At 65.9% G+C, this 21621-nt stretch carries 18 protein-coding genes and 2 pseudogenes; 8 read left to right on the top strand and 12 right to left on the bottom strand.

Features of this window, described 5'->3' with window-relative positions; all coding sequences use genetic code 11:
• Positions 1-125 precede the first annotated feature (125 nt).
• Positions 126-1136, bottom strand: coding sequence for an enediyne biosynthesis protein (locus ABT114_RS46325; protein ID WP_351152241.1), 1011 nt, complete (start codon positions 1134-1136; stop codon positions 126-128).
• Positions 1133-2929 carry an ASPIC/UnbV domain-containing protein gene (locus ABT114_RS46320; protein ID WP_351152238.1) on the bottom strand — a complete coding sequence of 599 codons (1797 nt, stop codon included), beginning with the start codon at positions 2927-2929 and terminating at the stop codon, positions 1133-1135. The genes ABT114_RS46325 and ABT114_RS46320 overlap by 4 nt, the downstream gene beginning before the upstream one ends.
• Before the next feature lie 613 nt (positions 2930-3542).
• Here ABT114_RS46320 and ABT114_RS46315 point away from each other — a divergent pair.
• On the top strand, positions 3543-3833 hold the full coding sequence (locus ABT114_RS46315; protein ID WP_351152235.1) for a transposase: 291 nt from the start codon (positions 3543-3545) through the stop codon (positions 3831-3833).
• A 179-nt stretch (positions 3834-4012) separates the two neighbouring features.
• Here ABT114_RS46315 and ABT114_RS46310 read toward each other — a convergent pair whose 3' ends face one another.
• On the bottom strand, positions 4013-5224 hold the full coding sequence (locus ABT114_RS46310; RefSeq protein ID WP_351152233.1) for a carotenoid oxygenase family protein: 1212 nt from the start codon (positions 5222-5224) through the stop codon (positions 4013-4015).
• A 79-nt stretch (positions 5225-5303) separates the two neighbouring features.
• Between ABT114_RS46310 and ABT114_RS46305 the strand changes: the two genes are divergently transcribed.
• Positions 5304-5975: a TetR/AcrR family transcriptional regulator gene (locus tag ABT114_RS46305; protein ID WP_351152230.1), complete on the top strand. Its 672-nt coding sequence runs from the start codon at positions 5304-5306 to the stop codon at positions 5973-5975.
• Positions 5976-6276: 301 nt separating this feature from the next.
• Positions 6277-6452, top strand: a pseudogene (locus ABT114_RS46300) (IS110 family transposase); the annotation flags it as partial.
• 170 nt (positions 6453-6622) lie between these two features.
• On the opposite strand, the gene ABT114_RS46295 reads toward ABT114_RS46300, so the two are convergent.
• Positions 6623-6991, bottom strand: coding sequence for a VOC family protein (locus ABT114_RS46295; protein WP_351152227.1), 369 nt, complete (start codon positions 6989-6991; stop codon positions 6623-6625).
• A gap of 194 nt (positions 6992-7185) precedes the next feature.
• Complete coding sequence (locus ABT114_RS46290) at positions 7186-7581, bottom strand: helix-turn-helix domain-containing protein (protein WP_351152224.1); 396 nt, start codon at positions 7579-7581, stop codon at positions 7186-7188.
• Positions 7582-8091: 510 nt separating this feature from the next.
• Here ABT114_RS46290 and ABT114_RS46285 point away from each other — a divergent pair.
• Positions 8092-8676 (top strand): GNAT family N-acetyltransferase, encoded by a 585-nt coding sequence (locus ABT114_RS46285; RefSeq protein WP_351152221.1) that lies wholly within the window; start codon positions 8092-8094, stop codon positions 8674-8676.
• Between the two features lie 389 nt (positions 8677-9065).
• Here ABT114_RS46285 and ABT114_RS46280 read toward each other — a convergent pair whose 3' ends face one another.
• Positions 9066-9920, bottom strand: a complete 855-nt coding sequence (locus ABT114_RS46280) for an IS5 family transposase (RefSeq protein ID WP_351152218.1) — start codon at positions 9918-9920, stop codon at positions 9066-9068.
• Between the two features lie 1085 nt (positions 9921-11005).
• Between ABT114_RS46280 and ABT114_RS50805 the strand changes: the two are divergent.
• Positions 11006-11239 (top strand): annotated as a pseudogene (locus tag ABT114_RS50805) (IS1634 family transposase); the annotation flags it as partial.
• A 240-nt stretch (positions 11240-11479) separates the two neighbouring features.
• On the opposite strand, the gene ABT114_RS46270 reads toward ABT114_RS50805, so the two are convergent.
• Entirely contained in the window at positions 11480-12985 is a 1506-nt protein-coding gene (locus ABT114_RS46270; RefSeq protein WP_351152213.1) for an MFS transporter, read from the bottom strand.
• Between the two features lie 373 nt (positions 12986-13358).
• Between ABT114_RS46270 and ABT114_RS46265 the strand changes: the two genes are divergently transcribed.
• Positions 13359-13679 carry an NIPSNAP family protein gene (locus ABT114_RS46265; RefSeq protein ID WP_351152210.1) on the top strand — a complete coding sequence of 107 codons (321 nt, stop codon included), beginning with the start codon at positions 13359-13361 and terminating at the stop codon, positions 13677-13679.
• A gap of 135 nt (positions 13680-13814) precedes the next feature.
• Positions 13815-14948 carry a phthiocerol/phthiodiolone dimycocerosyl transferase family protein gene (locus ABT114_RS46260; protein WP_351152207.1) on the top strand — a complete coding sequence of 378 codons (1134 nt, stop codon included), beginning with the start codon at positions 13815-13817 and terminating at the stop codon, positions 14946-14948.
• Between the two features lie 240 nt (positions 14949-15188).
• Here the strand turns inward: ABT114_RS46260 and ABT114_RS46255 are convergent, their stop codons facing one another.
• The 3 genes from ABT114_RS46255 to ABT114_RS46245 form a co-directional block, all read right to left on the bottom strand.
• The gene (locus ABT114_RS46255) at positions 15189-15854 is read right to left on the bottom strand and encodes a MerR family transcriptional regulator (protein ID WP_351152205.1); all 666 of its coding nucleotides are present in this window, start codon (positions 15852-15854) and stop codon (positions 15189-15191) included.
• Between the two features lie 177 nt (positions 15855-16031).
• Positions 16032-16601, bottom strand: a complete 570-nt coding sequence (locus ABT114_RS46250) for a TetR/AcrR family transcriptional regulator (protein WP_351152202.1) — start codon at positions 16599-16601, stop codon at positions 16032-16034.
• A gap of 107 nt (positions 16602-16708) precedes the next feature.
• On the bottom strand, positions 16709-17677 hold the full coding sequence (locus ABT114_RS46245) for a hypothetical protein (RefSeq protein ID WP_351152199.1): 969 nt from the start codon (positions 17675-17677) through the stop codon (positions 16709-16711).
• Positions 17678-18341: 664 nt separating this feature from the next.
• Here ABT114_RS46245 and ABT114_RS46240 point away from each other — a divergent pair.
• The gene (locus tag ABT114_RS46240) at positions 18342-18821 is read left to right on the top strand and encodes a hypothetical protein (RefSeq protein ID WP_351152196.1); all 480 of its coding nucleotides are present in this window, start codon (positions 18342-18344) and stop codon (positions 18819-18821) included.
• 647 nt (positions 18822-19468) lie between these two features.
• Here ABT114_RS46240 and ABT114_RS46235 read toward each other — a convergent pair.
• The gene (locus tag ABT114_RS46235) at positions 19469-19666 is read right to left on the bottom strand and encodes a hypothetical protein (RefSeq protein WP_351152194.1); all 198 of its coding nucleotides are present in this window, start codon (positions 19664-19666) and stop codon (positions 19469-19471) included.
• Between the two features lie 23 nt (positions 19667-19689).
• A complete protein-coding gene (locus ABT114_RS46230; RefSeq protein ID WP_502988513.1) occupies positions 19690-20895 on the bottom strand; it encodes an IS256 family transposase in 1206 nt (401 codons plus the stop codon).
• Between the last annotated feature and the right edge of the window lie 726 nt (positions 20896-21621).

Raw genomic sequence — 21621 nt, 5'->3', positions numbered from 1 at the left:
TGGTTGGTTGACTGGTTGTTGGGGGCGCGGTGGGTGCTTCCGCGCGGGGGGGAGCCACGACCGGTCCGCACGCAGAGGCCGTCCCCCCCGGGGGGGCGGGCCCGGCGAGGCAGTGGGGCAAAGCTTCACGCGGCCGCAGGCAGCTGCGGCGCTGCAACGGTCTCCTCTGCCTGTTCGGTGGGCCAGCGGCTGGCCTGGCGTTTCTGGTAGAAGTGCACCGCCCACCAGCCCAGTCCACGAATGCCGCAGACGATAGCGGTGGCGAAGAAGAGCGTGTAGACGACGTTTGCGACCATGAGTGCGCCGTAGACCATGGCGACGGAACCACCGAAGATGAACTGGGCGCGGCCCTTGCTGGGGGTGGTGCCGGGGTCGGAGATCATGTAGTTGCTGAACAGGATGAACGGGACTCCGGTCATGACGCCCAGGGCCGAGAACAGCGATACGTCCCAGATCCAGTGGCGTACGAAGGCTTGGATCGCGAAGCCGCCCAGCCAGCCGACGATCAGGGCGGTCCGCTTGGTGAGGGCAGTGTTGAGGATCGTTCCCGCTGTGGCGATGATCACGGCGATCATGATGCGGAAGAAGGAGTTCGCTTCCTCGGTGAACTGGTAGGGCTGGGCCACGGCAACCCACGAGCTGAACGCGAGCAAGGTCACGGCGATGCCGAAGTTCGACGGGTTCATGTAGTGCCGCATGCGCCCGGCGATCGGTGCTTGGAGGATGTATTTGCCGCTGACACCAACGATGACTCCGAAGATCACGGGGCCGATGTGGTCGTTGGTGTAGATCAGCATGTTGACGGCCAGGCTCGTGATGTGTGCGGGCAGCAGGAATTCGTACGGCCCGCGCAGCCCCCGCCCGCGGTAGCGGGCAGGCCGTCGCTGGGCCCACGCTGCGATCGTCTCCAGCGTGAGCTCGGTGGTGTAGCCCACTGCCACAGCGATAATCGGGAAGATCCATGCTTGTTCGAAGCCGAGCAGCGTGTAGCCGAAGATGTTGAACGCGCTGATCGACATCGCGAAGTTCCGCAGCGCCAGGTAGTGGGGGTCCTTCGGTTTCGGCTCGGGCGTCGCGCGCTGCGGTTGCTTTCCGGGTGGGTCGGCCGGCCTAGTGTCGGGGACGGTCGCAGTCATGATTTCGAGACCTCCTGCACGGAGTCGGTGAGCATCAGGCTGTGGGTGCCCGGGGTGAGCTTGGTGTCCTGTTTGTGCAGCTCGCCTTGGCTGTCGCGCCACTGGATGGTCGCCGTGACGGGGCCGTCATATTCGCCGAGGCCGAACCGGACCTGGAAGCTGCGGTAGCCGTCGTGCCCGCTGCCGCCGTCGAGCTGCGAGACCTCTTTGTGGCCGGGGGCGTTGAGGGTGACGGTGGCGCCGTAGGCAGGGGTGCCGGGGCCTTGCAGGCCGGTGTTCTGCTGCTTGCCGCTGGCGGGGCGGTAGAGATTGAGGGTGACGGATTTTCCGACGGAGGCTGTGTTGGCGTAGAAGGCCGGGGGTCCCCACTGCCGGGCAACGGCGAAGTCCAGGTGGCCTGAGCCGGTGGTGTCTGCGGTGGCGATCCCGCGGGACGGGATGTCGTTCTTGAAGCCGAGCTGCTTACTGATGTTGACGTACTTGCCGGTGGAGTTCTTGGCAAAGAACGCGAACACTTGGTGGCCTGAGACGTCGTCCCCGGGTTGGAAGTTCGGCCACATAGCAGGGTTGCTCAGGAGCTGGTCGTTCATCGTGGCCATCTCCTGCATCCACGGCCAGCGGTCGGTCTTGCCCTGGAGGAAGCCGAGGGCCTGCACGACCTCCTCGTCGCCAGTGTTGAGGAAGTCGCCCATCTTCACGTCCCAGGCCCAGCCGCTCCAGGCAAGACCGCGCTTGGAGGCTTCCTGGGTGAACGGTGCGACCCCGGAGGCCAGCTTCTGAGCCATCTCGGCGTTGGACGAGGTCTTGTTGGCGAAGACGAAGTTGCTCTCCTCCAGACCCCACGGCTGCGTGATGTTGCTGACCATGAAGTCGAAGCGGCCCTTGTTGCTCATGTCCGCGAAGTCCACGCCCATGCCCTTGAACGAGCCCTCTCCCAGCACGAAGGACTTCGGCGTGCCTGGTGTTCGCCGGCCGAGGGCCTCGGTGAACTTGAGCCGGTTTGAGGACGACCGGTTGTACAGGAGGTGGCCGTGGCCGAAGTCGTTGCCGACGTAGACCTCGGGCTTGCCGTCGCCGGTGAGATCGGCGCTGGCCAGGGCGAGCGTCCAGCCGCCGCTGGCCTTGAACGGGATCGCGCCGCGGTCCTCGACGTACTTCACGGACGGCTTGTCCCCGGGGCTTGAGCCGGACCAGCGCAGCAGGTGCAGGCCGCCGCCGTTCCTGGCGTTCGACAACGAGTCGGGCATCTGCATTGTGTTCGGGCCATGCTGGTCGAGGATTCCGCCGTCCGGGAAGTAGTTGCCGACGATGACGGACGGGTGCCCACTTCCGTCCAGGTCGGCTATCGCCACGGCGTCGGTGTTCCACTGCGGGCCGACATAGCGGCCTCCGGAGTTGACTCCGGCCACCAGTTCCTGCGGAACGTAGGAGTCGGGTGACACCGTTTTGGCGTTGGCCTTGGGCAGGAACAGGATCGGGGTGCGGCCCCAATAGAAGACAAGCAGACCCATGCGCCCGTCGCCGGTGAAGTCGCCGGCAGCGCACCCGGTCGGGGCCATTGTGTCGTCGACGGGCAGCGGCTCGGGGTCGAGCACGAATGGGGTGAACCGGTCGCTGGCCAGGGCGGTCGGCGTATAGGTGACGATGATGTCATCCGTACGGGAATCGACCAGACACATGCCGTCAGCGCGGCCGTGACCAGTCAGGTCGTTGATCGCGACACTGGCTCCGACCGCTGACATCCAGGAGCGAATCTTGTAGTAAGCCGGATTCACCTTGCGGACGGAGTTCATCTTTTGCTCGTCATAGCCTGGCGGCATGGCGATGGGCATTTCTTTGAAGGAGTACTTCGCAGCAGTCTGCGAAGCTTCGCCGGCCTGCGCCGGGTTCCCGATCAGTACGTAGGTGGCCAGAATCGCAAGGATCGCGGTCAGCCCCGGGATCAGCGTTCGTAGTCTTCCGCGAAGCACGGGAGCGCACCTTCCTGTTCTGTCAGCGGTATCTGAACACCATCCAGCGCGGGCTGAGTTGGCCGCTTCTCTGGCGTTGCCGCGATGACGTGGCCCAGGCAGCGGCGGTCACGGCTGCGCATCGAGCTGTAGATGTCCCTGGGGTCCGGGTCCGAGCAGGTCGTGAGGGCCAGTACCGTGCCGTCGTCTCCCGGTGCGAGGAGCTGCCCGCCACCGTCCCGGACGCGACAACGACAAAGAAGCGGCCCGGTGCCGCCTCCCTGGATGGTGGTCGGGTGCCGCGAACACCCAGATCAGAGCAACGGAATGAACCGGCTCCGAGGCCAGACGCTCTCACCGCGTCCGGCAGACCCTTAGACCCGTCGCACACCAGCATCAGGACCTCGTCCAGGCCAATGGGTTCGGGGTCGGGTCGGGTGATTCCACCGTTGACGGTGTGGATGGCGCGGGTGAGCAACCCACGGGAAACGGCGCGATGTGGGTGCGGGATCGGCTGGACGAGTCGTTCACGGACGAGGCTTTCGCCAACTGGTGTCCGGCCAACGGTCGGCGGGGTCTGTCGCCCGCCCGCCTTGCGATGGTCTTGGTCCCGCAGCACGCGGATAACCTGAGCGACCGGCAGGCCGCCGGGGCCGTCCGCTGTCGCCTGGCCTGGCAATATTGTCTCGGGCTCGAGCTGGACGACCGAGGCTTCGACTTCTCGGTGCTCAGCGCTGCTTCAGGTTGAAATGGCCCAATGGGGAGCCCATGGCTCATCCTGACTAGATCGACGCCAGCCAGTGAGGCCGACGGCCCGGTCTGGAGCGGATCCGGCGCAGGATCGTCACGGCCACGCCGTTCCAGTGATGGCTGCCTGATCGCTCCCCGTCCTGAGCGACTTTGCTTGACAGCGTGCGGGGTGTGATGTCACCAAGGGGCCGCCATGAGCCACGTGGCTTGCGCCCCTCGATGCTCCACGGCAGCCACGCCCACGACTGCGGTCGGCTCGGCTTCGAAGTCGTTGGTGTCCACTACCACCACCTCGTGGCTGCCGCTGATGGTGTGGTTCGTGAACGCCAGCAGCCAGCCATCGCCCTCGGGCGCAATCGGCGAGCGCGGGACGAAGACCGGTGCACCGAAGATGCGGCCGGACCCTGAACCATGAATCTGTCGCGTCCCGGTGACCATGTCGTGGCGGATCAGCGCACTGCCGTGGCAGGCGGTGTCCGCGAGCTGCGTTGCGAAGCCGTATCGGTACTCGGATCCCCGGTGGCGCGGATCGAGTGTGGGCGACTCCTGCGCGTGGTGGTCGAGCGCCACGCCGACGGCGGTCTTCCTGACAGGGTCGAGAGTCCAGCGCCACAGCGTCGATCCTGCCGTGCCGGGCCGCAGCATGTCGAGCACCAGCCGGTCGTCGGTCAGATCGAACGCGTTCAGCATCGGCCCCACGCATCCGGGCTCGATGTCGATCCAGGTGAGCTGGTGTACGGTGCCCGCACGCGGCATGATGCCGATCCTCGCCGATTCGCTGAACACCACGTGGCGGTGCGTCACGGCGAATGCCGGCGCCTCGCGGCACGATGACGTCGGAATCGGCTCGCGGCTGCGCACGCGACCGCTTGCGTCGACGACCACGTACCACAGGTGCGGCGCTTCGGGGGTAGCGACAGCCGCGAACAGCTCGCCGGTCAGCGGGTCCTGAACAGGGCTCGCCGCGAAACCAAACGGCAGCGTGCCGTCGAAGTCGTGCCGCGCCTTCGTAACGAAGGCCGATGTGAGCTCGTACGGCAGCACGCCATCGCCGAGTGCCAGGATGCGGCCGGCGTGCTGAACCACGGCGCTGTTGGCATTGTCGGACGGGCAGAGGCGCGGGCCCGGCGTCGGCAGCTCACCGGTGATCTTGCAGACGAGGTCGGTTCGGATGCGGCGCGTGCGGAACCATTCGGCGTGGCCCTGGCGCATCCGTAACGCCGCCACCAGCGGCTGACCGTCAGCGCAATCCGGGCCGATCCGCACCAGCGTCCCGTCCAGTTGCTGGGGGAGTTCGCCCTTGACCGGCAGCGCGCTGATCTCCGCTTCCTCCAGGCGGGCACGGCAGCGTAGCGGCGCCTGGGGAGCTAGCGGGACCGCTGAGACCATCGGGGCTCACCACCAAGGCAAATCGCCGTTACGTAACAGTGCTTGTTAATGTCCTTGGATCTGGCGCATCCTGTCAAGGGTGAGTCCTCGCCCCCTGCAGCCCGAAGTACGCAACGCCCTGCTGGAAACCGCCGCCTCAGTCCTCGCCGAGGAAGGCCCCAGCGGGCTCAGCAGCCGCCGCCTGGCCAAAGACGTCGGCACGTCGTCGACAGCCGTCTACACCTACTTCGGGAGCATGGACGACCTGGTCCGGGCTGTGGTGCACGAAGGATTCGCCCGGCTGAATGTAAGCATGAGCGCGATCGGCGACTCCGACGACCCGGTCGCCGACGTGGTCGCGCACGGCCGGGTCTACCGGTGGAACGCCTTCAAGCACACGCACCTGTACCAGGTGATGCTGGGTCTGGGAAACGTCGCTGGGTTCTCCCTCACCAACGACGACCGACGCCACGGCCGCTATGTGCTCGACATCCTCATCTCCTCTGTCCAGCGTTGCATGGACGTCGGTCGGTTCCGGGACGGGGACGCCGAGTTGGTGGCGCACCAGTTCTGGACGGCCCTGCACGGCATCGTCACTCTCGAGCTCGGCGGCTACCTCTTCGAACCATACGACGCCGAGGCGTGCTTCAACGCCCAGGTCCACAGTCTGCTCGTCGGAAACGGCGACAACCGCCAAGCGGCACACGTATCCATGCGCCGCGCCGTCGACATCGGCGACCGTGCCCTGAACACCACCGAGGAAGCCCGCTAAGGGCCTCCACACCCCGTGCCGGAGCGCTGCGCCACCAGTCTCGCGGCCAGAGGGCCCGTCGAGGCCCCGCTACTCCCGAAGCGGGCGCCCTGGCGCGCCAGCATATTGATCCGACAGCCCACGGCCTTCCAGCAGTACCTCGACGCCCGCGGGCTACCGCGACCCCTGTCGTGGCGCCAAGGCAAATGACCTTGGAACCCCAAGATCCCCGACAGAGTCGATCACTGACCATTTCCGCCACCGCAGTCCACGCCGATCGCATTCCGGTCGGGCCGTCCTCACCGGACAGCGTACGGATCACCCCGGGGCCAAGGCCCACTACCGTCGACGCCGCGACGAACACGGAGACTGGAACTTGCCGCCGCCCGGCGGAACCTGTTCAATCGAATGCTCGGACAGCTCTATCACTGTCTTCAGAAGCACGAGTTGTTCGACGAACGCACCGCTTTCCCCACCGAACTCGCCACCGCTGCTTGAACGTTGGCAACGTGAGGTGTCTGGCGGATCCTCACCAAGCTCCGTACTGACCCCGCCCGCGCCACCCACTTGTTTCGCGCGCTGCTCGTCCTGACGAACATCGAGGCCACTAGAGGCAATTGATCTCTACCGCAAGTAGCCCGTGATCAGCACATGCCCCCGGAACAGCGTCACCGGGCCGGGATCGGCTGAGTGAGGTTCACCGGATTGCCGTCGGGGTCCTGGATGTGGGCGACGCGCTGTCCCCACGGCATGTCGTTGGGTCCGCTGCGGACCGAGCCGCCCAGCGCCTCCACCCGGCCGAGCGTCTCGTCGACGTCGTCGACACCGATGCTGAGCAGGATCCGCGGTGCCGTCCCAGTCCCCGGGTTCGCCTTGGCCACCAGCCCGAGGTCGGTGTCGCCGATGCGCAAACCGAGGTAGAAGGCCGGGCCTTCCGTTGGTACCCGGAAGATCTCCTCAGCGCCGAACAATTTCGTATAGAAGCCGAGCAGAACGTCCTGGTCGGCAGTAATGATCACTGGCTGGACGGTAGACATGGCACTCCTGTCGAGAACGGCCGTGTCGCTGGGTAGACCGTTCGAGGACGGTGAACTCATCGGCAAAACCAACCCCGCCGGACGATCTACAACACGGACTGCCGCCCACGACCAGCACGAGCACCCCGAAACGAGGTCACGCCACCCCGCTGGCCAGCCACTTCAAGATGGCGGAGCTTCCATGTGCGCCAGTGCTATGCCTGGCGTGACGCTTGTCTCGACGTGCGTTCACGCTGAATGCGATAGCGGTTCGGTGCAACGCCGAAGAGCGCCGTGAAGCGTGTAGTGAACGTGCCGACGCTGCTGTAACCCACGCGACGCGTTATTTCGCCGATGCTGAGAGCTGTGGACTCCAACAAATGTCCGGCCTCTTGCATACGTACGGAAATGAGGAACTGCACGGGTGTGGAACCGACTTCGCCCTGGAAGCGACGGCAGAAGTAGAATTTACTCAACCCTGCAACGCTCGCAAGGTAGGACAGGGAAAGCGGCTCGTTGTAGCGCTCGCGGATCACCGCAACCGCTCGCGCGATCGGCTCGTCAGCGTGCTCCTGGAGTTCTGGGTGGCCTTCCGCCGCGCCGTGCTCCATCTTCCCCTCCCCCACAGATACACGGCCCACGGTCGTGCACCCGGCAGCGTTTCTACGGAGACATGGTGAGCCGTCGCGGCAAGTATGGACGGCTCAAGCCAGGTCTCCACCCGTCCCTCAGTACGGTGTGCCCGATGGCGTTTCCGTCCTGAGCGAGAGCGTAGTCGCGCCACCGACGCGTTCCTTCTCCGACATTGCTCTCTGCTGCTTCGCTTCGCTGTTTGTGCGTCGGTGCATGCCAGAGGCCGTTAAGTCCGTTTCTATTGGTGGGCGTGGTCCGAGTTGGGTGAGGAAGCCTTGGCGTCCGAGGCGGCTGCATGTGACGTTCATGTCTGGGCCGTTGGTGGGCAGGCCGAGTAGTCGTGCCGTTCGCGGACCCTGAATGCCTGGTCGGGGTGCGGGTTGAAGGCATGCACGATCTGCAGGTAGGTGGTGCCTTGGTCGTGGGGGCCGGACCGGGATCGGATATTCGGTGTTCTGCCCGCCCCATGAGGACACAAGATGGTGCGCATGACTTTGGCCACCCCCATATTGCACACCGCTCGCCTGCGACTGCGCCCTTTCACCGAAGCCGACGCGGACCCCCTGTTCGCGCTGCACAGCAGCGCCTACGTGCTGCGCTATTGGGATTCCCCGCCATGGACCGAACGGGCCCGCGCCGAGCGCTTCATCGCGATGTGCCGGAAGATGGAGGATGAAGGGACCGGGGCGCGGGTGGCCATCGACCGTGCTTCTGATGGGGCCTTCGTCGGCTGGTGCGGTCTGACCGGATGGAACCCGGACTACCGCAGTGCGTCATTGGGCTACGTCCTCGACGAAGCGATGTGGGGACACGGCTACGCGACGGAGGCCGCGCACGCCTTGCTGCAGTGGGCATTCGACACACTGGACCTGAATCGAGTTCAGGCCGAGACCGATACGCGCAACGTGGCATCTGCCCGGGTCCTGGAGAAGATCGGATTCATGCGTGAAGGGACGTTGCGGGAAGACTGCGTCGTGAACGGCGAAGTATCCGACTCGTGGGTGTTCGGGTTGATCAGGCGAGAGTGGCGGCCGGCGGCCGTGCCGATTCCAGCCCGCGAAGAGCGGCGTTAGTTCCGTTTCTGGTAGACCGCGTCCGGGTTGAGTGAGGAAGCCTTGACGGGTGAGGCGTCCTAGGCGGCTGCGGGTGACGTTCATGGCCGGGTCGTCGGTGGGCATGCCGAGGAGTCCGTGTAGATCACGGACCCGGAACGCCTGATCGGGGTGGGTGCTGAAGGCGTTCAGGGTGACCTGGTAGGCAGTGGTCAACTCAGGCGGTTCGGATTCGATCCCGGTCGGGGCGAGTTCCGCAATGACCTTCCGGGTCGTGACGTGTTCCGCCAGACGCGCCTCGGTCTCGGCCAGAGCGGCGTTCAAGTGCTGGATCTGGTCGCGCAGTTCGCCGGCCCGGGTGGCGGCCGCGTCCTGCCGGATCTGGAGATCTGCCAGGAGTTCGATGACGTTCACGCGGCCGCCACGAAGTCATCGCGCCAGGCTGGTGCAGGCGTGGTGAGGCGGCGGGCCATGTTCGCGGTGGATGCCCAGTAGACGCGTGAGGCGGCATTGTCGGGCCGGTGGTCGTACTCGCGGGCCAGACGCCGGTGCAACATCAACGTGCCGTTGACCTGCTCCACCACCCATCTCTTCGGTTGCGGAACGAAGCCCTTTCCCTGGTCGGCGGGGTTGCGGCGGACGACGTCGACGGTGATGTCGAGCATCGCGCCGTGGATGACGACCTCGTCCTTGAACCCCTGGTCCACCAGGGCCTTCTCCAGGCGGTTCCCGCACCGCTCGGCGGCCTGGTCGAGCAGGGCTCTGCCGGCGGCGTTGCCGTGGGCCGAGGCGGCCAGCACGACGACGCCGATGATCAGCCCCAGGACGTCGACGGCCAGTCCCCGCTTGCGGCCCGGAGTCCTCTTGTTCGCGTCCAGCCCGGTCGTGGCCTTCGGGACCCCTGCGGCCGCGCGCACGGACTGCGTGTCGATGACCACGAGGGACGGGTCCTCTAATCGGCGGGCCTTCTCCCGCACCTGGCAGCGCAGCAGTTCCTGGATCTGCTGGTCGAGCCCGTCCTCGCGCCACAGCGTGAAGTAGTAGAACACCGCCGACCAGGCCGGCAGATCATGAGGCAGGTAGCGCCGCTGACAGCCCGTCCGGCTCTGGTAGAAGATCGCGTTCACGACGTCCCTGAGATCGCAGTCTCCGGGATCGCCGGTCGCCGACCGTGCGACCCGTTCCCGCTTCCACGCCGCGATCATCGGCTCGATCAACGCCCATTGCTCATCCGCCAAGTCGCTCGGATACGGCTCTCGCTCCATACAACGAACCTCAACATGAACATGCCCACCAGCAAGCCTGGACGGCAACCAGTGCCACGAACGAGTGATCGCGAACCAAGAAAGATCGGACTTAACGACCTCTCAGTCCATGGGATTGCGAGCGCAGGCCTCCCCAGACGGGTCAGCGTAGGCACCAGTCACAGCCCTTGCGATCAACGTCACGAAGTCTGTAGCTGCGGCCCGCGCCGTTGCGCTGCTATAGGTGTCACGTGCACGTGGCCTGGCCGCAACGTCCCTGGAGCTGCTGGGGGTTGAGGCCACCGTAGGTGTGTGACTCATGATCTGCCTCCGCAGCGAGTCGCACCGCCGGCCAAAGCCCACAGCAGTGGCACAGCCGACAGCAGATGCCATCGACACTGTCACGCCCACGGCGACATGACTTCTTCGCGCATGCCTTGCCGACGGCTCTGACAGCGATCGGCCCCTGTTGACGCTCAGGGGCGGCTTCCACCGTTGTTGGAGGCCGAGGGCGTGAGCGAGTTGTGGGGCCCCACCGTCGTCCTTGCGGTGGGAGCATCGATGTGCTCCCTGGCGGGAGGAGGCGTCGATGCGGCCGGAGTCAAGGTCGATCTCTACGCGGCCATCCTGCGGGATTCGTGTCTTGAGAGGGTCGCCGACAGTTGCCCGTTTGGCTTCGGGATCCTGAGCGAAGCTACTGCCGGAACAGGCCGTAACCTTCCGCGTGGATCGTCGTTTTACCCGACGAACCCGCCGCGTGCTCGAAATGCGCGCGGTCCCCGTCGCCGACATCACGGCTTTGCCCGAGATGTCGGCTCAGCGTCCGACGGGGCAGCAATCCCCGGGTGCGTGAGTCCGCGAGGATTCGCGTAGACCAGATGCTGGCAACGCCGTCCAGCGGCGAAACATACGGGCTCTGAAGTACGGGATCGGCCCGGACTCGTCCGCGCTCGTTATCGCTTCCACCCTACGGGGCTACGCGATAACTCAGGATCCCTAAGAGTCTCAGAGACGCTGTCAATCCGTGCTCTGCCCGCCGGGACGAGGCGCAAAGTCAGAAGGTCTGGCCGCGACGGCCTGCGGCGGGCCTGCACCGGGGCGGGGGCGAGTTGCGAGGGGTGATCTCCACCAAGCCCGGTCTTCATCGCTGCCATTTACCACCTGCGCGTCACGCCCGGCGGGCTGCTGCCTCGACGCCACGAAGATCAAGGCCAGGAGGGCCTGGACGGCAAGTACCTGCTGCGCACATCCCACCCAAGATGACCACCGAGGACATCGCGCTCGGCTACAAGGAGCTCCTCGAAGTCGAGGTCGGCTGGTGCAACATGAAGCAGGTCATCGTCGACGAGCTGGGCATGGAGGGGGTCTCGTGGATGCGCGACTATGTGGCCCAGCGCCGCCCGCAGATCCGTGTGGAGGAGGAACGGGGGCCGTCGCAGGTGTTTATCCCGCGATCGCACCGTCCCGGGGTTGAGGCGGAGGTCGACTTCGGGGGCGTTATGTGAAGCTGGCCGGGGTGGCCACGAAGTGCTCGTGCCACCCCACTACGCCGCCGCGGTCGAACAGGTGCGGCGACGGGGTCAATCCGAAGTGACCGGGGAGGGCGCGGCAACCGGCTTGGCCCGACTTGGGGGTGCGGCCTGAAGGACGACGCGCGCCAGGGCCACCCCGGGAATCACGCCGAGCGCAGCCACCACCAGAATCCAGGTCGCGGTCGTCGCCATGGCGGCTCCGAGGCCGTGAGCGGGCGTGCCGACGCCCACGTGGCTGACCAGGGTGAGGTACAGCGCGCCGTAGACCGTGACTCCCGCGACCTGACCGAGCTGGACAATGGTGGTCAGGAGCCCACTGGCGTCCGCCGCCTTGTCCATCGGCACGTTCACCAGTGACTGCATCAGAACCGGACTCACTGACAGGCCCATGCCAACACCGTTGAGGATCGTCCCCATCCACATCATCGCCCCGCCGCCGGTCCCGCCCTGCATGGCGGCCGCGATCAGCCCGTAGGACAGAGCGGAGAGCGCGAGACCCGAGGGCGCGAGTACAGGGTGGAGTCGCTCGGGGATTTTGCGCCAGTAGAAGCCGGTCAGGCCGAAGGTGACGGACATGGGGATGTAGGTCAGTCCGGCGCGCAGGGCGCTCTCTCCCAGCCCGGCCTGCAGGTGCAGGGTGAAGACGAACAGGAAGCCGCCGTAGGTAAGTTGGACGCATACCAGGGTAGCCAGCCCGACCGACATTCCGGCTGCGCGCAGTACGGCAAAGTTCAGCAGCGGGTCTCCGCCGCGAGCCGCGATCGTCCGCTCGACCCGCACGAAGACGACGGCCAGGGCGACTCCGGCGGCGATGCAGACGAACGTCCAGACAGGCCAGCCCAGTTCGCGTCCGAGGACCGCGGGAAGGACCAGCAGGCACACTGCGGGGATCGCCAGGGCTAGGCCGAGTAGGTCCAGCCGCCGCCGCCCGCTCGGCACGTCCTTGGGAAGCAGGCGCGGCACGAGCGCGATCAGTACGAGGCCGATGGGAACGTTGATCAGGAACACCGGGCGCCAACTGGTTCCGAACAGGTTCGCGTTGACGATGACCCCGCCGAGAACCAGGCCGGCCGCCGCACCGGTCGAGAGCACCGCGCCGTAGGCGGACAGCGCTTGGGCGCGCGCCTTGCCCGTGAACTGCATCTGGATGACGCTCATGATCTGCGGGACCATGACGGCCGCGCTGGCTCCCTGGGCGAATCGGAACACCACCAGTGCGATGGCGTTCGGCGCGAACGCGCACCCCACGGACATGAGGGTGAACACGACGACACCCAGTAGGTACATCCGGCGCCGCCCGTACAGGTCGCCCAGCCGGGCACCGGTGATCAGCAGCATCGCGTAGGCGACCGTGTAGCCGCCCACAACCAACTGCAGGGAGGCACCGGAGGCGTGGAGCTGCGTGCCGATCGAGGGCATGGCCACATTGACGATGAACACGTCGACCAGGCCCATGAATTGTCCGAGCAACAGCAGTACCAGCATCATCCAGCGCCGACTGGAGTGTGCATCGGGTGCTGCGGCCGGATGCGCGGCCGACCCTGCCGTGGTCATGGTTCTCTCCGTTCGATAGCTACACCCCCGGGCACGGCGCAGGTACGCCGTCGGCCGAGGCTCGGTCTATATACCGGCCGGGGGCGCGAAACTCATCGGCCTTGCGCGGCCGACAGTCGGACAGGACGCAATCTTGCGCCCGGAGCGGGTGCCACACCCCGTGTCCTGGGCGGCACTCAGGAAGAAGCCTCGCCCGCCGCACCGTGGCTAGGCTCCCGAGTCGAGTTCCGAACCGCCTTCACCTCCAGGTCGGACGTGGTGTGACGTCCTGCCCCCGCAGCGGCACACCCTCCGCCGCACGCTGCCTGGACGCTGCTCGCCTCCACCGGCGAGCCGGGCCAGGACACAAACCCAGAATGGGAGTGCCCCCAGCATGATCTACGAGCTGCGCGAGTACACAGCGGTCCCCGGTCGGCTCCCGGCCCTGATCCGCAGGTTCAACGAGCACGCGCTGAAGCTGCTCGCCAAGCACGGGATGGAGCTCGTCTTCATCTCGCTGACCGAGTTCGGCAGGAACACCGTGAATCAGGTCGTCTACGTCCTGCGGTTCGACTCCTACGACGACCTCGAGCGCAAGTGGGCGGCCCTCCTCGCCGACCCGGAATGGATCGAGGCCAAGAGGCTCAGCGAAGTGGACGGCCCGATCGTGGCCTCGCTGGAGCGGCGGATCCTCACCCCCACGCCGTTCGCGTGACGTGATGCCGGCCGACCGGCCGTTTCGACCAGATTCCTTCCCGCCGAACATATGAAGGGTCCGCACATGACGAGCGAGCGACGTCCCCTCACCTTCTTCGAGTCCATGTTCTATCTCTTCCGCGTCGGTCCGGTCGTGGCGAGCGTCACCCTGAAGGGGAAGGTGGATGCAGCAGCGATGGAGCGGGCCGTGCGTCTGCTGGAGCGTGACCATCCGCTGCTGCGCTGCTCCTTCCGTCAGACCGGCGAAGACATCACCCTGGAACTGGCCGAAGAGGGGCCGGGGTTGGCCATGGTTGATCCAGGGTCAAACGGCCTCGCGGACGAGCTGAACATCTTCCTCGCGCAGAACCGCCCGGTCTACCGCATCTCGCTGTCCCAGGACGCGGAGTCGGCGGTGCTCAGCTTCGCCGGCGACCACGCCGGCAGTGATGGCCGCTTGAACACGCTCCTGCTGCGCCGGCTGCTGGGCTACTACACCGATTTGCTGCGCGGAGTGGAGCCCGAACCGACCGGGAGGTCCGCATTCGAAGGGTCGCTGGAGGAGGCGCTCCTCGCAGCGTACGGACCAAGGCCGGTGCAGCCCCCGGCCGACGCCGATCCGCCGTTGACGCTGGCCGGCGACGCCGCTGCGCCCGGCGCGCTGGCGGTGCGCAGCTTCAGCTTCGAGCCGGGCGCGACCGCTGCGCTGATCGCCGCCGCCCGCCGGGGCGGGATCTCCATCACCAACTTGTTGGCCGGGGCGCTGGCATGCGCGGTACGCGCCCAGTTCCCTGACGCCGGGCCGCTACCGGTCGCGCCGGCCTTCGCTGTGGACCTGCGCCCGCGGGTCGATCCGCCGATCGCGTCGGACGCGCCGTTCTGCTGTGTGGCACGCCTGGTGTGCTCCACCGGCGTCGACGCCGGTGATCAGCCCGTCGAGGTGGGCCGACGCATCGGCGCGCAGCTGAAGGCGGGCCTGGACCAGGACGAGATCCAGCACAGGCTGGTGTCCCAGCGAGCCGCCGGCAAGCCCGCGCCGCTGCCGCCGATCTCCTTCATGGTGTCGAACATCGGCATCATCGAGGACTACCCCGTGCCCGACGGCCTGCGGGTCACCGACAGCCGGTGGGCCGGGACGTCACGCGGACCGGTTCCGTCACTCTTCGGTTCGACCATGAACGGGCGGCTCACCCTTGACCTGGTCTACGACACCGCGTTCCACCGCCCCGAGGTGATCGACGACGTTGTGAAGCATTTCGAGGCGGCACTGATGACGGGGCAGAGCTGACGGGCCGACGACGGGAGATCAGCGGGGCGCGATCGGATGACGGCGGTCCCGCGGATTTCCGCGCTGACGGCGGCCGCGCACTAATCTGATCCGCTTTGCGGGCGTTGTCGCCGATCACCCCCGCACGGCGATCGCCGTGCGGAACTCGCCAATACGGAAGCAGACCGACGGCGCGGGCCGGACCTAGGCTCGGACCACGTCGGAACCATGCGCTGCCCGTTCGAGATGGTCAGCTCTGCCTCATTGTGCTTTGCGGGATTCCTCCGCGTTCTGGCGTGACAACTTGTCCTCGAGAGCCAGTCGCCGCAGCGCGAGCAACACCGGTTCCAGCAGCACCGTCACGAGAGCGGCCTGCTGGGCTTGCAGCGAAGCGCCGGCCACACCGTGTATCTGATGGCTGTCCAGCTTGGAGATCTCGTCCGCGAGTTGTGCGTAGGGCAGCAGGGTCTGCCACCCGATATCAACGCCCAGCTCAGTCAGGGCGTCCAGGCTGTCGCCCAGATCCTTGGTGGCCGGTGCAGCGCGCCTCACGCACCACCCCATCTCGGCAATGAGGCTTCGAGCGTCCGTGACACCGCTTGTGTTCGGCTTCGCGGACGTCGCGGCGCCCTCCGCGCCGTTGTGCTCCTGGGCAGCGGAACCTGCGCTCAGCACCTTCACCATGGCCTCATCGGGATCATCAGGCGATGCGGTGATGGCGTCAAGGATCTCCTTGGTGACACTGACGGGTAGGCGACCAACGCCAATGAGCGCACGGATCAACCGCAGCCGGTGCACGTAGTGTTCGCCGTAGTCGGCCTGGGTGGCCGTGATCCGTTCGCCAGGAAGGAGCAGCCCGCTGCGCAGGTAGTACTTGATGGTCGCGATGGATACCGCGCTTCGCAGACTGAGCTCGGCTAGCTGCATGATCTCCGCTCCACTCCATTCGTCATCGGCTCGCCCACCGGCGGTGTAAGGCCAGGCCACCCCGCATGCTCGGTTCGATCTACAACGCCCAGGACCTGCTGCCGGAGACGTTCTGCGGGCGTGGCGGGCCTTAGACCGGGCCGGCGCGTAGCGGGCCAGCGTGCAGCGGGCCGATTTCTACGCCTTCAGCCGACCCGTAAGCCGCGCCGACGGGTAGACGCCCTCCCAGACCCGGTCTTCGGGGGGAAATCCCATGGCCACCAGGCAGTTGATAAGCATCCCGTGCGCAAGGAACGTCGTCGTCTCGTCGAGGTCGGCGCCGAGGCTCAGATGCACTGCGTCCCACAGTCGCATCCATGCGCTGCGCACCACCTCGCCGAACTCGCGGTCGCCCTCCTGCTCGGCGGCGGCGACCGCGACGTACGTCTGCATCTGCATCATCAGGCGCTCAGGCTGATCGGCGATGACCTTGGTGTACGCGTTCGCCATGGCGTGCAGGGCCTCTTCACCGTCCAGGCCCTTGGCGGCCTTTTCGAAGGTGCGCACGGTGTCCTCCATGCACCGCTGGGCCGTCGCGAGGAAGATCGCCTTCTTGCCTGGGAAGAGTCGGAAGAGATACGGCTGCGAGACACCGACCCGCTTGGCGATCGCCTCGGTCGACGTGCCGTGGTAGCCACCGCGGGCGAACTCGACGGTCGCCGCACAGATGACGCTCTCGCGCCTCTCTTCTGCGCTCATCCTGACCATGGGGCCCCACTTTGATTGCCGCGGCCCGCGCCCTGATGGACCGGGCAGGTACAGGAGTTGGCATCAGGCGCGGCTGGTGGTGTGCCAGAGCACGTCAGGTCACACACTTACGCAGCCCACGGAGCGATCGGATACCAAGGGATGATCTCTCGGCGCGCAAGCAAACGGACGTCCCAATACAAGAATGTGAAGGCACCAGCCACGATGAGTGTGACCGCCATGAGCATCGCCGCGCGCCCAGGCTTTGCCATCCACGTCTGCAGGCGGGTGCCTGAGGCCACGGACAGTGCGATGAAGATCACGGCCATGATCGCAACGTTCCCGACCGACTGCAGCATGAAGGCCGCTGCACCGTACAAAGGATTCCCGCTCTCGGCCGCGTCCCGAAACAATTGCCGAAAGAGTGGATAAGGGCGCCCGATGAGAAAGCCGCCGATCAATGCGCCCATGAACACTGTCTGCGCATAGGGAAACCGACTGTGCAGGCGCAGGAACGGATCGCGGACGAAACCGAGCGAGCTCAGCCCCATGTAGAGCATCGCCAATCCAACGGTGCCGAACGCCACCATGCTCTGCACGGAACGGCCGGACAGGACTCCGGGTAGGCTCTCGGCCTGGGAAAACTGCGGCATCGAGGTACCCACGATCCCGACCACGGCACCGTAGACAGCCGACACCGCGAGCATGCCAAGCGACATCCAGCCCAAAGGCTTCAGCGACTGCACCAGACGACCCCATCGGCTGCCGGCAGCGCCAAGAAGAGGGGCGACCGCACCGAAAGCTGCGATATTGCAAGCGGTGAACGTGCCAGCGAGTCCCGAAGTGAACGCGAAGGCGATACCCGCCACCGCACCGGAGATCGGGGCTTCCGGGTCGTGCCCGAGCACGGTTCTTGCGACATTGTCGCCGATCGTCGTGTCCACAAACTCTGCGGACCACACCACCGTCAGTAGAAATCCTGCACCGATGCTGAGTAGCAGGACAAGCCAGCGTCGTTCAACCGCTGTTCCACCGACAGCATTTACCTGTCCCTCAGGACCTTGGTGGGTGACCGATAGCTCTTCGCTGCGCGCCACAGTTGGACTCCCTCGTATTCCTCCGTCAGATGGAAGATCCGTACACAAGGGGGTCTCGAGAGCACCCTCGCACTCGGAGCGTAGACAGCATCCAGGCAGGGCGTTTCTTCCAAGTTGCTGAACGAACGGCAGCAACCAGGTCATTGCGTGATCGCGAGCTGCCTGTTCTGCCGGTCTGTGTGCGGGCGGCCAACGGTTAGCGTGGACACCACACTTGGGCGTCTGACGGCGAGTACTAGCCGATCACCGCTCAGCGGCTGATCCACCTGTGCGCAACTGAGCCGAACCGGTTTGAACGACAGCAGCGGCGTCCCGCCTGACGGGGACGCTGGGCGGGGTGATCGGCATGACGCTGTCGCTGTCTCCGGTTCTTCAAACACTCGGGGGAGCTGGTGGGCGACCGCCAGCCGCTTGTTTACTCCCCTGCCTGCCACGCAAGTCGTCCCGGTGCCAGGCAAGTTGATGATCTTCCCTCGTGGCTGGCGACGGTCGCCGCACTTGACTGCGCATGCACGAAGAAGCCCCAGCCTGCGTGGTGCTGCTGTGATGGCTTCGTCCCAGACCCGGTATTGGAGGACCACGGATGGCGGCCAGCGTACATGCCCCCCAGGCACGCACTTTCGGTGCGACCCTCAATAGCAGACTTCACCACACCGCATTGCGCGTGTTCCTGATCATCGTTCTCGCCCACTGGGCCGAGCACGTCGCCCAGGCGGTCCAGATCTACATCTGGGGCTGGCCCGTAAAGCAGGCTCGCGGTGTGCTGGGTATCCCTTTCCCGTGGCTGGTCAGTTCGGAGTGGATGCACTACGGCTACGCACTGATCATGTTGGTTGGCTTCGTGCTGCTCCGGCCTGGATTCACCGGCACCTCCCGCACTTGGTGGAACATCGCGCTCGGAGTGCAGATCTGGCATCACTTGGAGCATCTGCTGCTGCTGGTCCAGGCACTCACAGGCGCGTATCTGGCGGGACGGGCGGTCCCGACGAGCATCGTCCAACTGGTGGCACCGCGGGTGGAGCTTCACCTGTTCTACAACGCGGTGGTGACGATCCCCATGCTGGTTGCCATGATCTTGCATAGCAGGCCGGCGAAGGACGCAGCCTCTGCTCCGCGCTGCACCTGCGCGGCGGAACCGGCATAGCGAGCGGTGACCGCCACCGCAACCCGCCGCAGGCCTTCACGGTTCTCCTCCTTGGCAATCCTGGCAACGGCCTGCCTGCTGCTGTACGTCTCGCTACCGAATCTTGGCAAGGCCCTCTTCGCAGCTACGGCCGACGGCAAACCCGGAACCTTCACCGCGGTCCGACTCGATTGCGTCAGCCACCCCGGGCATGAGAGCTGCAGCTGGTCGGGAACGTTCTGGTCGCGCGACGGCGCCATCTGGCACACGACGGTAACCCTCTCCGGCAGTGGACGCGGATCGCTTCATAAGGGCCAGCAGGTCAAGGCCGTAGACATGGGAACCAGCGGCCGGGTCTACCGCCCAGGAGGGTCCCAGGAATGGATTCTCACTGTTGTGCTGCTACTTGCCGGCTACGGCCTCCTGGCCCTGTTCGCCCGGCGGCACCTCATGCCTCCGTCCCAGCCTCGCCGTCGCGCCGATGTCACTGGCCCTGGCCCCTCCGTCCGAGAGGATCACGCGGAGATCCCGCTGTGCGTGTGCGGCCTGCCTCACCCGCCATGACCTCGTGCCGAAGATGCTGATGTCCAGAATGATCAACAATCGGCTCCTGCTCTATCTACGCTGCGAGTCGAGGATCCCAGGACTTGGTGCGTGTGGCCAGGAGTTCAACGGGCGCCGATGGTGAGCGCGGCCGTGACGAGGGCGGCCAGAACCCCCGCGCCAGCCAGGGCGACGATCAGCGACTTCGCGAGGCGTGGGAAGCGGTAGACGGCGTAGGCGAGCGCGCCGGGGAACAGCAGGCCAACCAGGATCGGCAGTAGGCCGACGTCAAGCGTCTCCTGATGACGAACTGTCAAAGTCACGTCCCCTGTGATGGTGTAGGCGATCAATCGTCCGTAGTGTTCGGAGTGTTGGGGAGTGCATGGGTGGTGTGGTCGGCGTGTTCGGCGGCGTAGATGGCCGTCATGCTGCCTTCGGACAGGTAGCGGCGGGGGAAGGCGATCCATTCGTCGTGCATCTCGCTGAGCACGGCGGTGACGAGCCGTTCGAGGGCGGCCGGGTTGGGGAAGACCTGCACGACGTCGGTGCGGCGCTTGATCTCGCGGTTGATCCGCTCCAGGGGATTTGAGGACTGGATCTTCTTCCAGTGGGAGATGGGGAAGGCGGTCAGGTCCTCCTTGGCGTCCAGGAGCATCTGCCTGACCTTGGGGAACTGCTGCCCGAGCATGTCGGCCACCGCATCGAGCTGGTGGTGGACGGCTTCGGCGGTGGGCTGGATGAAGATGGTGCGGATGGTCGCCGCGACCATTTCCCCGGATCCCTTGGGTATCACGGAAAACACATTCCTCAGGAAATGAACACGACAACGCTGCCAGGCGGCGCCGAGCATGACCTTGCGGATCGCGGCCACCAGGCCACTGTGACTGTCGGAGATCACCAGACGGATCCCACCCAGGCCGCGTTCACGCAAGGAGCGCAGGAACTCGCTCCAGAACGCCTCGGTCTCGCTGTCACCGACCATCACGCCCAGCACCTCACGGCCGCCGTCCTCGCTGATGCCGGTGGCGATGACCACGGCCTGGGAGACGATCCGGTGGTTCACGCGCACCTTGCAGTAGGTCGCGTCCAGGTAGAGGTAGGGGAAGCGGCTGTGGTCCAGGGGCCGGCCGCGGAAGACCGTGAGCTGTTCGTCCAGGCCGGCACAGATCCGTGAGACCTCGCTCTTGGAGATGCCGCTGTCCGCTCCGAGGGCTTTGACCAGGTCGTCGACCGAGCGGGTGGACACCCCGTGCACGTACGCCTCCATGATGACCGCGTACAGGGCCTGGTCGATGCGGCGCCGGCGTTCCAGCAGGCTGGGGAAGAAGCTGCCGCTGCGCAGCTTCGGTATTGCCAGGTCCAGGTCGCCGGCCTGGGTGGCCAGGGTCTTGTCGCGATGGCCGTTGCGGTAGCCGGTGCGGGCTTCGGTGTGCTCGTTCCACTGGGCGCTGATCCGGCCGCTGAGCTCGGCCTCGATCAGCTCTTGCAGCATGCGCTCGGCAACGTCGCGGACGAGTTCGATCCCGTCCGCCGTACCTAGTGACTCCAGCAGGCGTTATAGGTCAGACTCACCTCCAGGGTTGAACTGGCCGTTCACCAGGGAGATTTGCACGGTGGCCTGCCCTATGCGCAGGGAGCGGAAGCCGTCACCGGATGCACGCCCCCGGCACCCACCCTCGCACACCCGCACGGTGATCACCTACACCATCACGAGGGACGCCATCCTGCGTGTTTGCATCACCTGTCAAGGTCATCTCTCACTAGATGTCCCGCAGTTACGGCATCTGCCCAGATCAACTCGCTTCAATAGTGACACTCACATGAGAGACCTCTGCGACAGCTCGACGCGAGATGACACGTATGTCTCCGATCCCACGAGAGTCCCTCCAGTGCACCTGCGGCAGGGGTAGCAGTACTCGCCGTGCGCATAAGGGCACCACAGCACCTGAAGCAGGTCACTCTCCTCGGGGAACGGGATGCCTGGAGCGTCGGCCTGGTGTACCTGAGCCACGGGGACCATGGGCACGGCGGCTTGGAGTTCGCTCACCGTGTCGGGGTCGTAGTGCTCCTCCGCGCAGACAGGCCAAGGCTCTGCCGCAGGCCACAACAGCGGTCCTCCAACAGAACTGTCGCGGCAGGAAGGGGATCCGGCACGTGGGTGCAGGCGGACGGACTCACGACGGAAAGGGATCAGCTCAGGAAAGAGCTCCTCCACGTTCACCGGGCGGGCAGGAGTACGACGGGTCATGCATCGGACTTTAGGACCCGGGTATGACAA

Source organism: Streptomyces sp. NPDC002088, from assembly GCF_040296605.1.
Lineage (GTDB): Bacteria > Actinomycetota > Actinomycetes > Streptomycetales > Streptomycetaceae > Streptomyces.
This window is presented reverse-complemented; position numbering and strand designations above follow the sequence as displayed.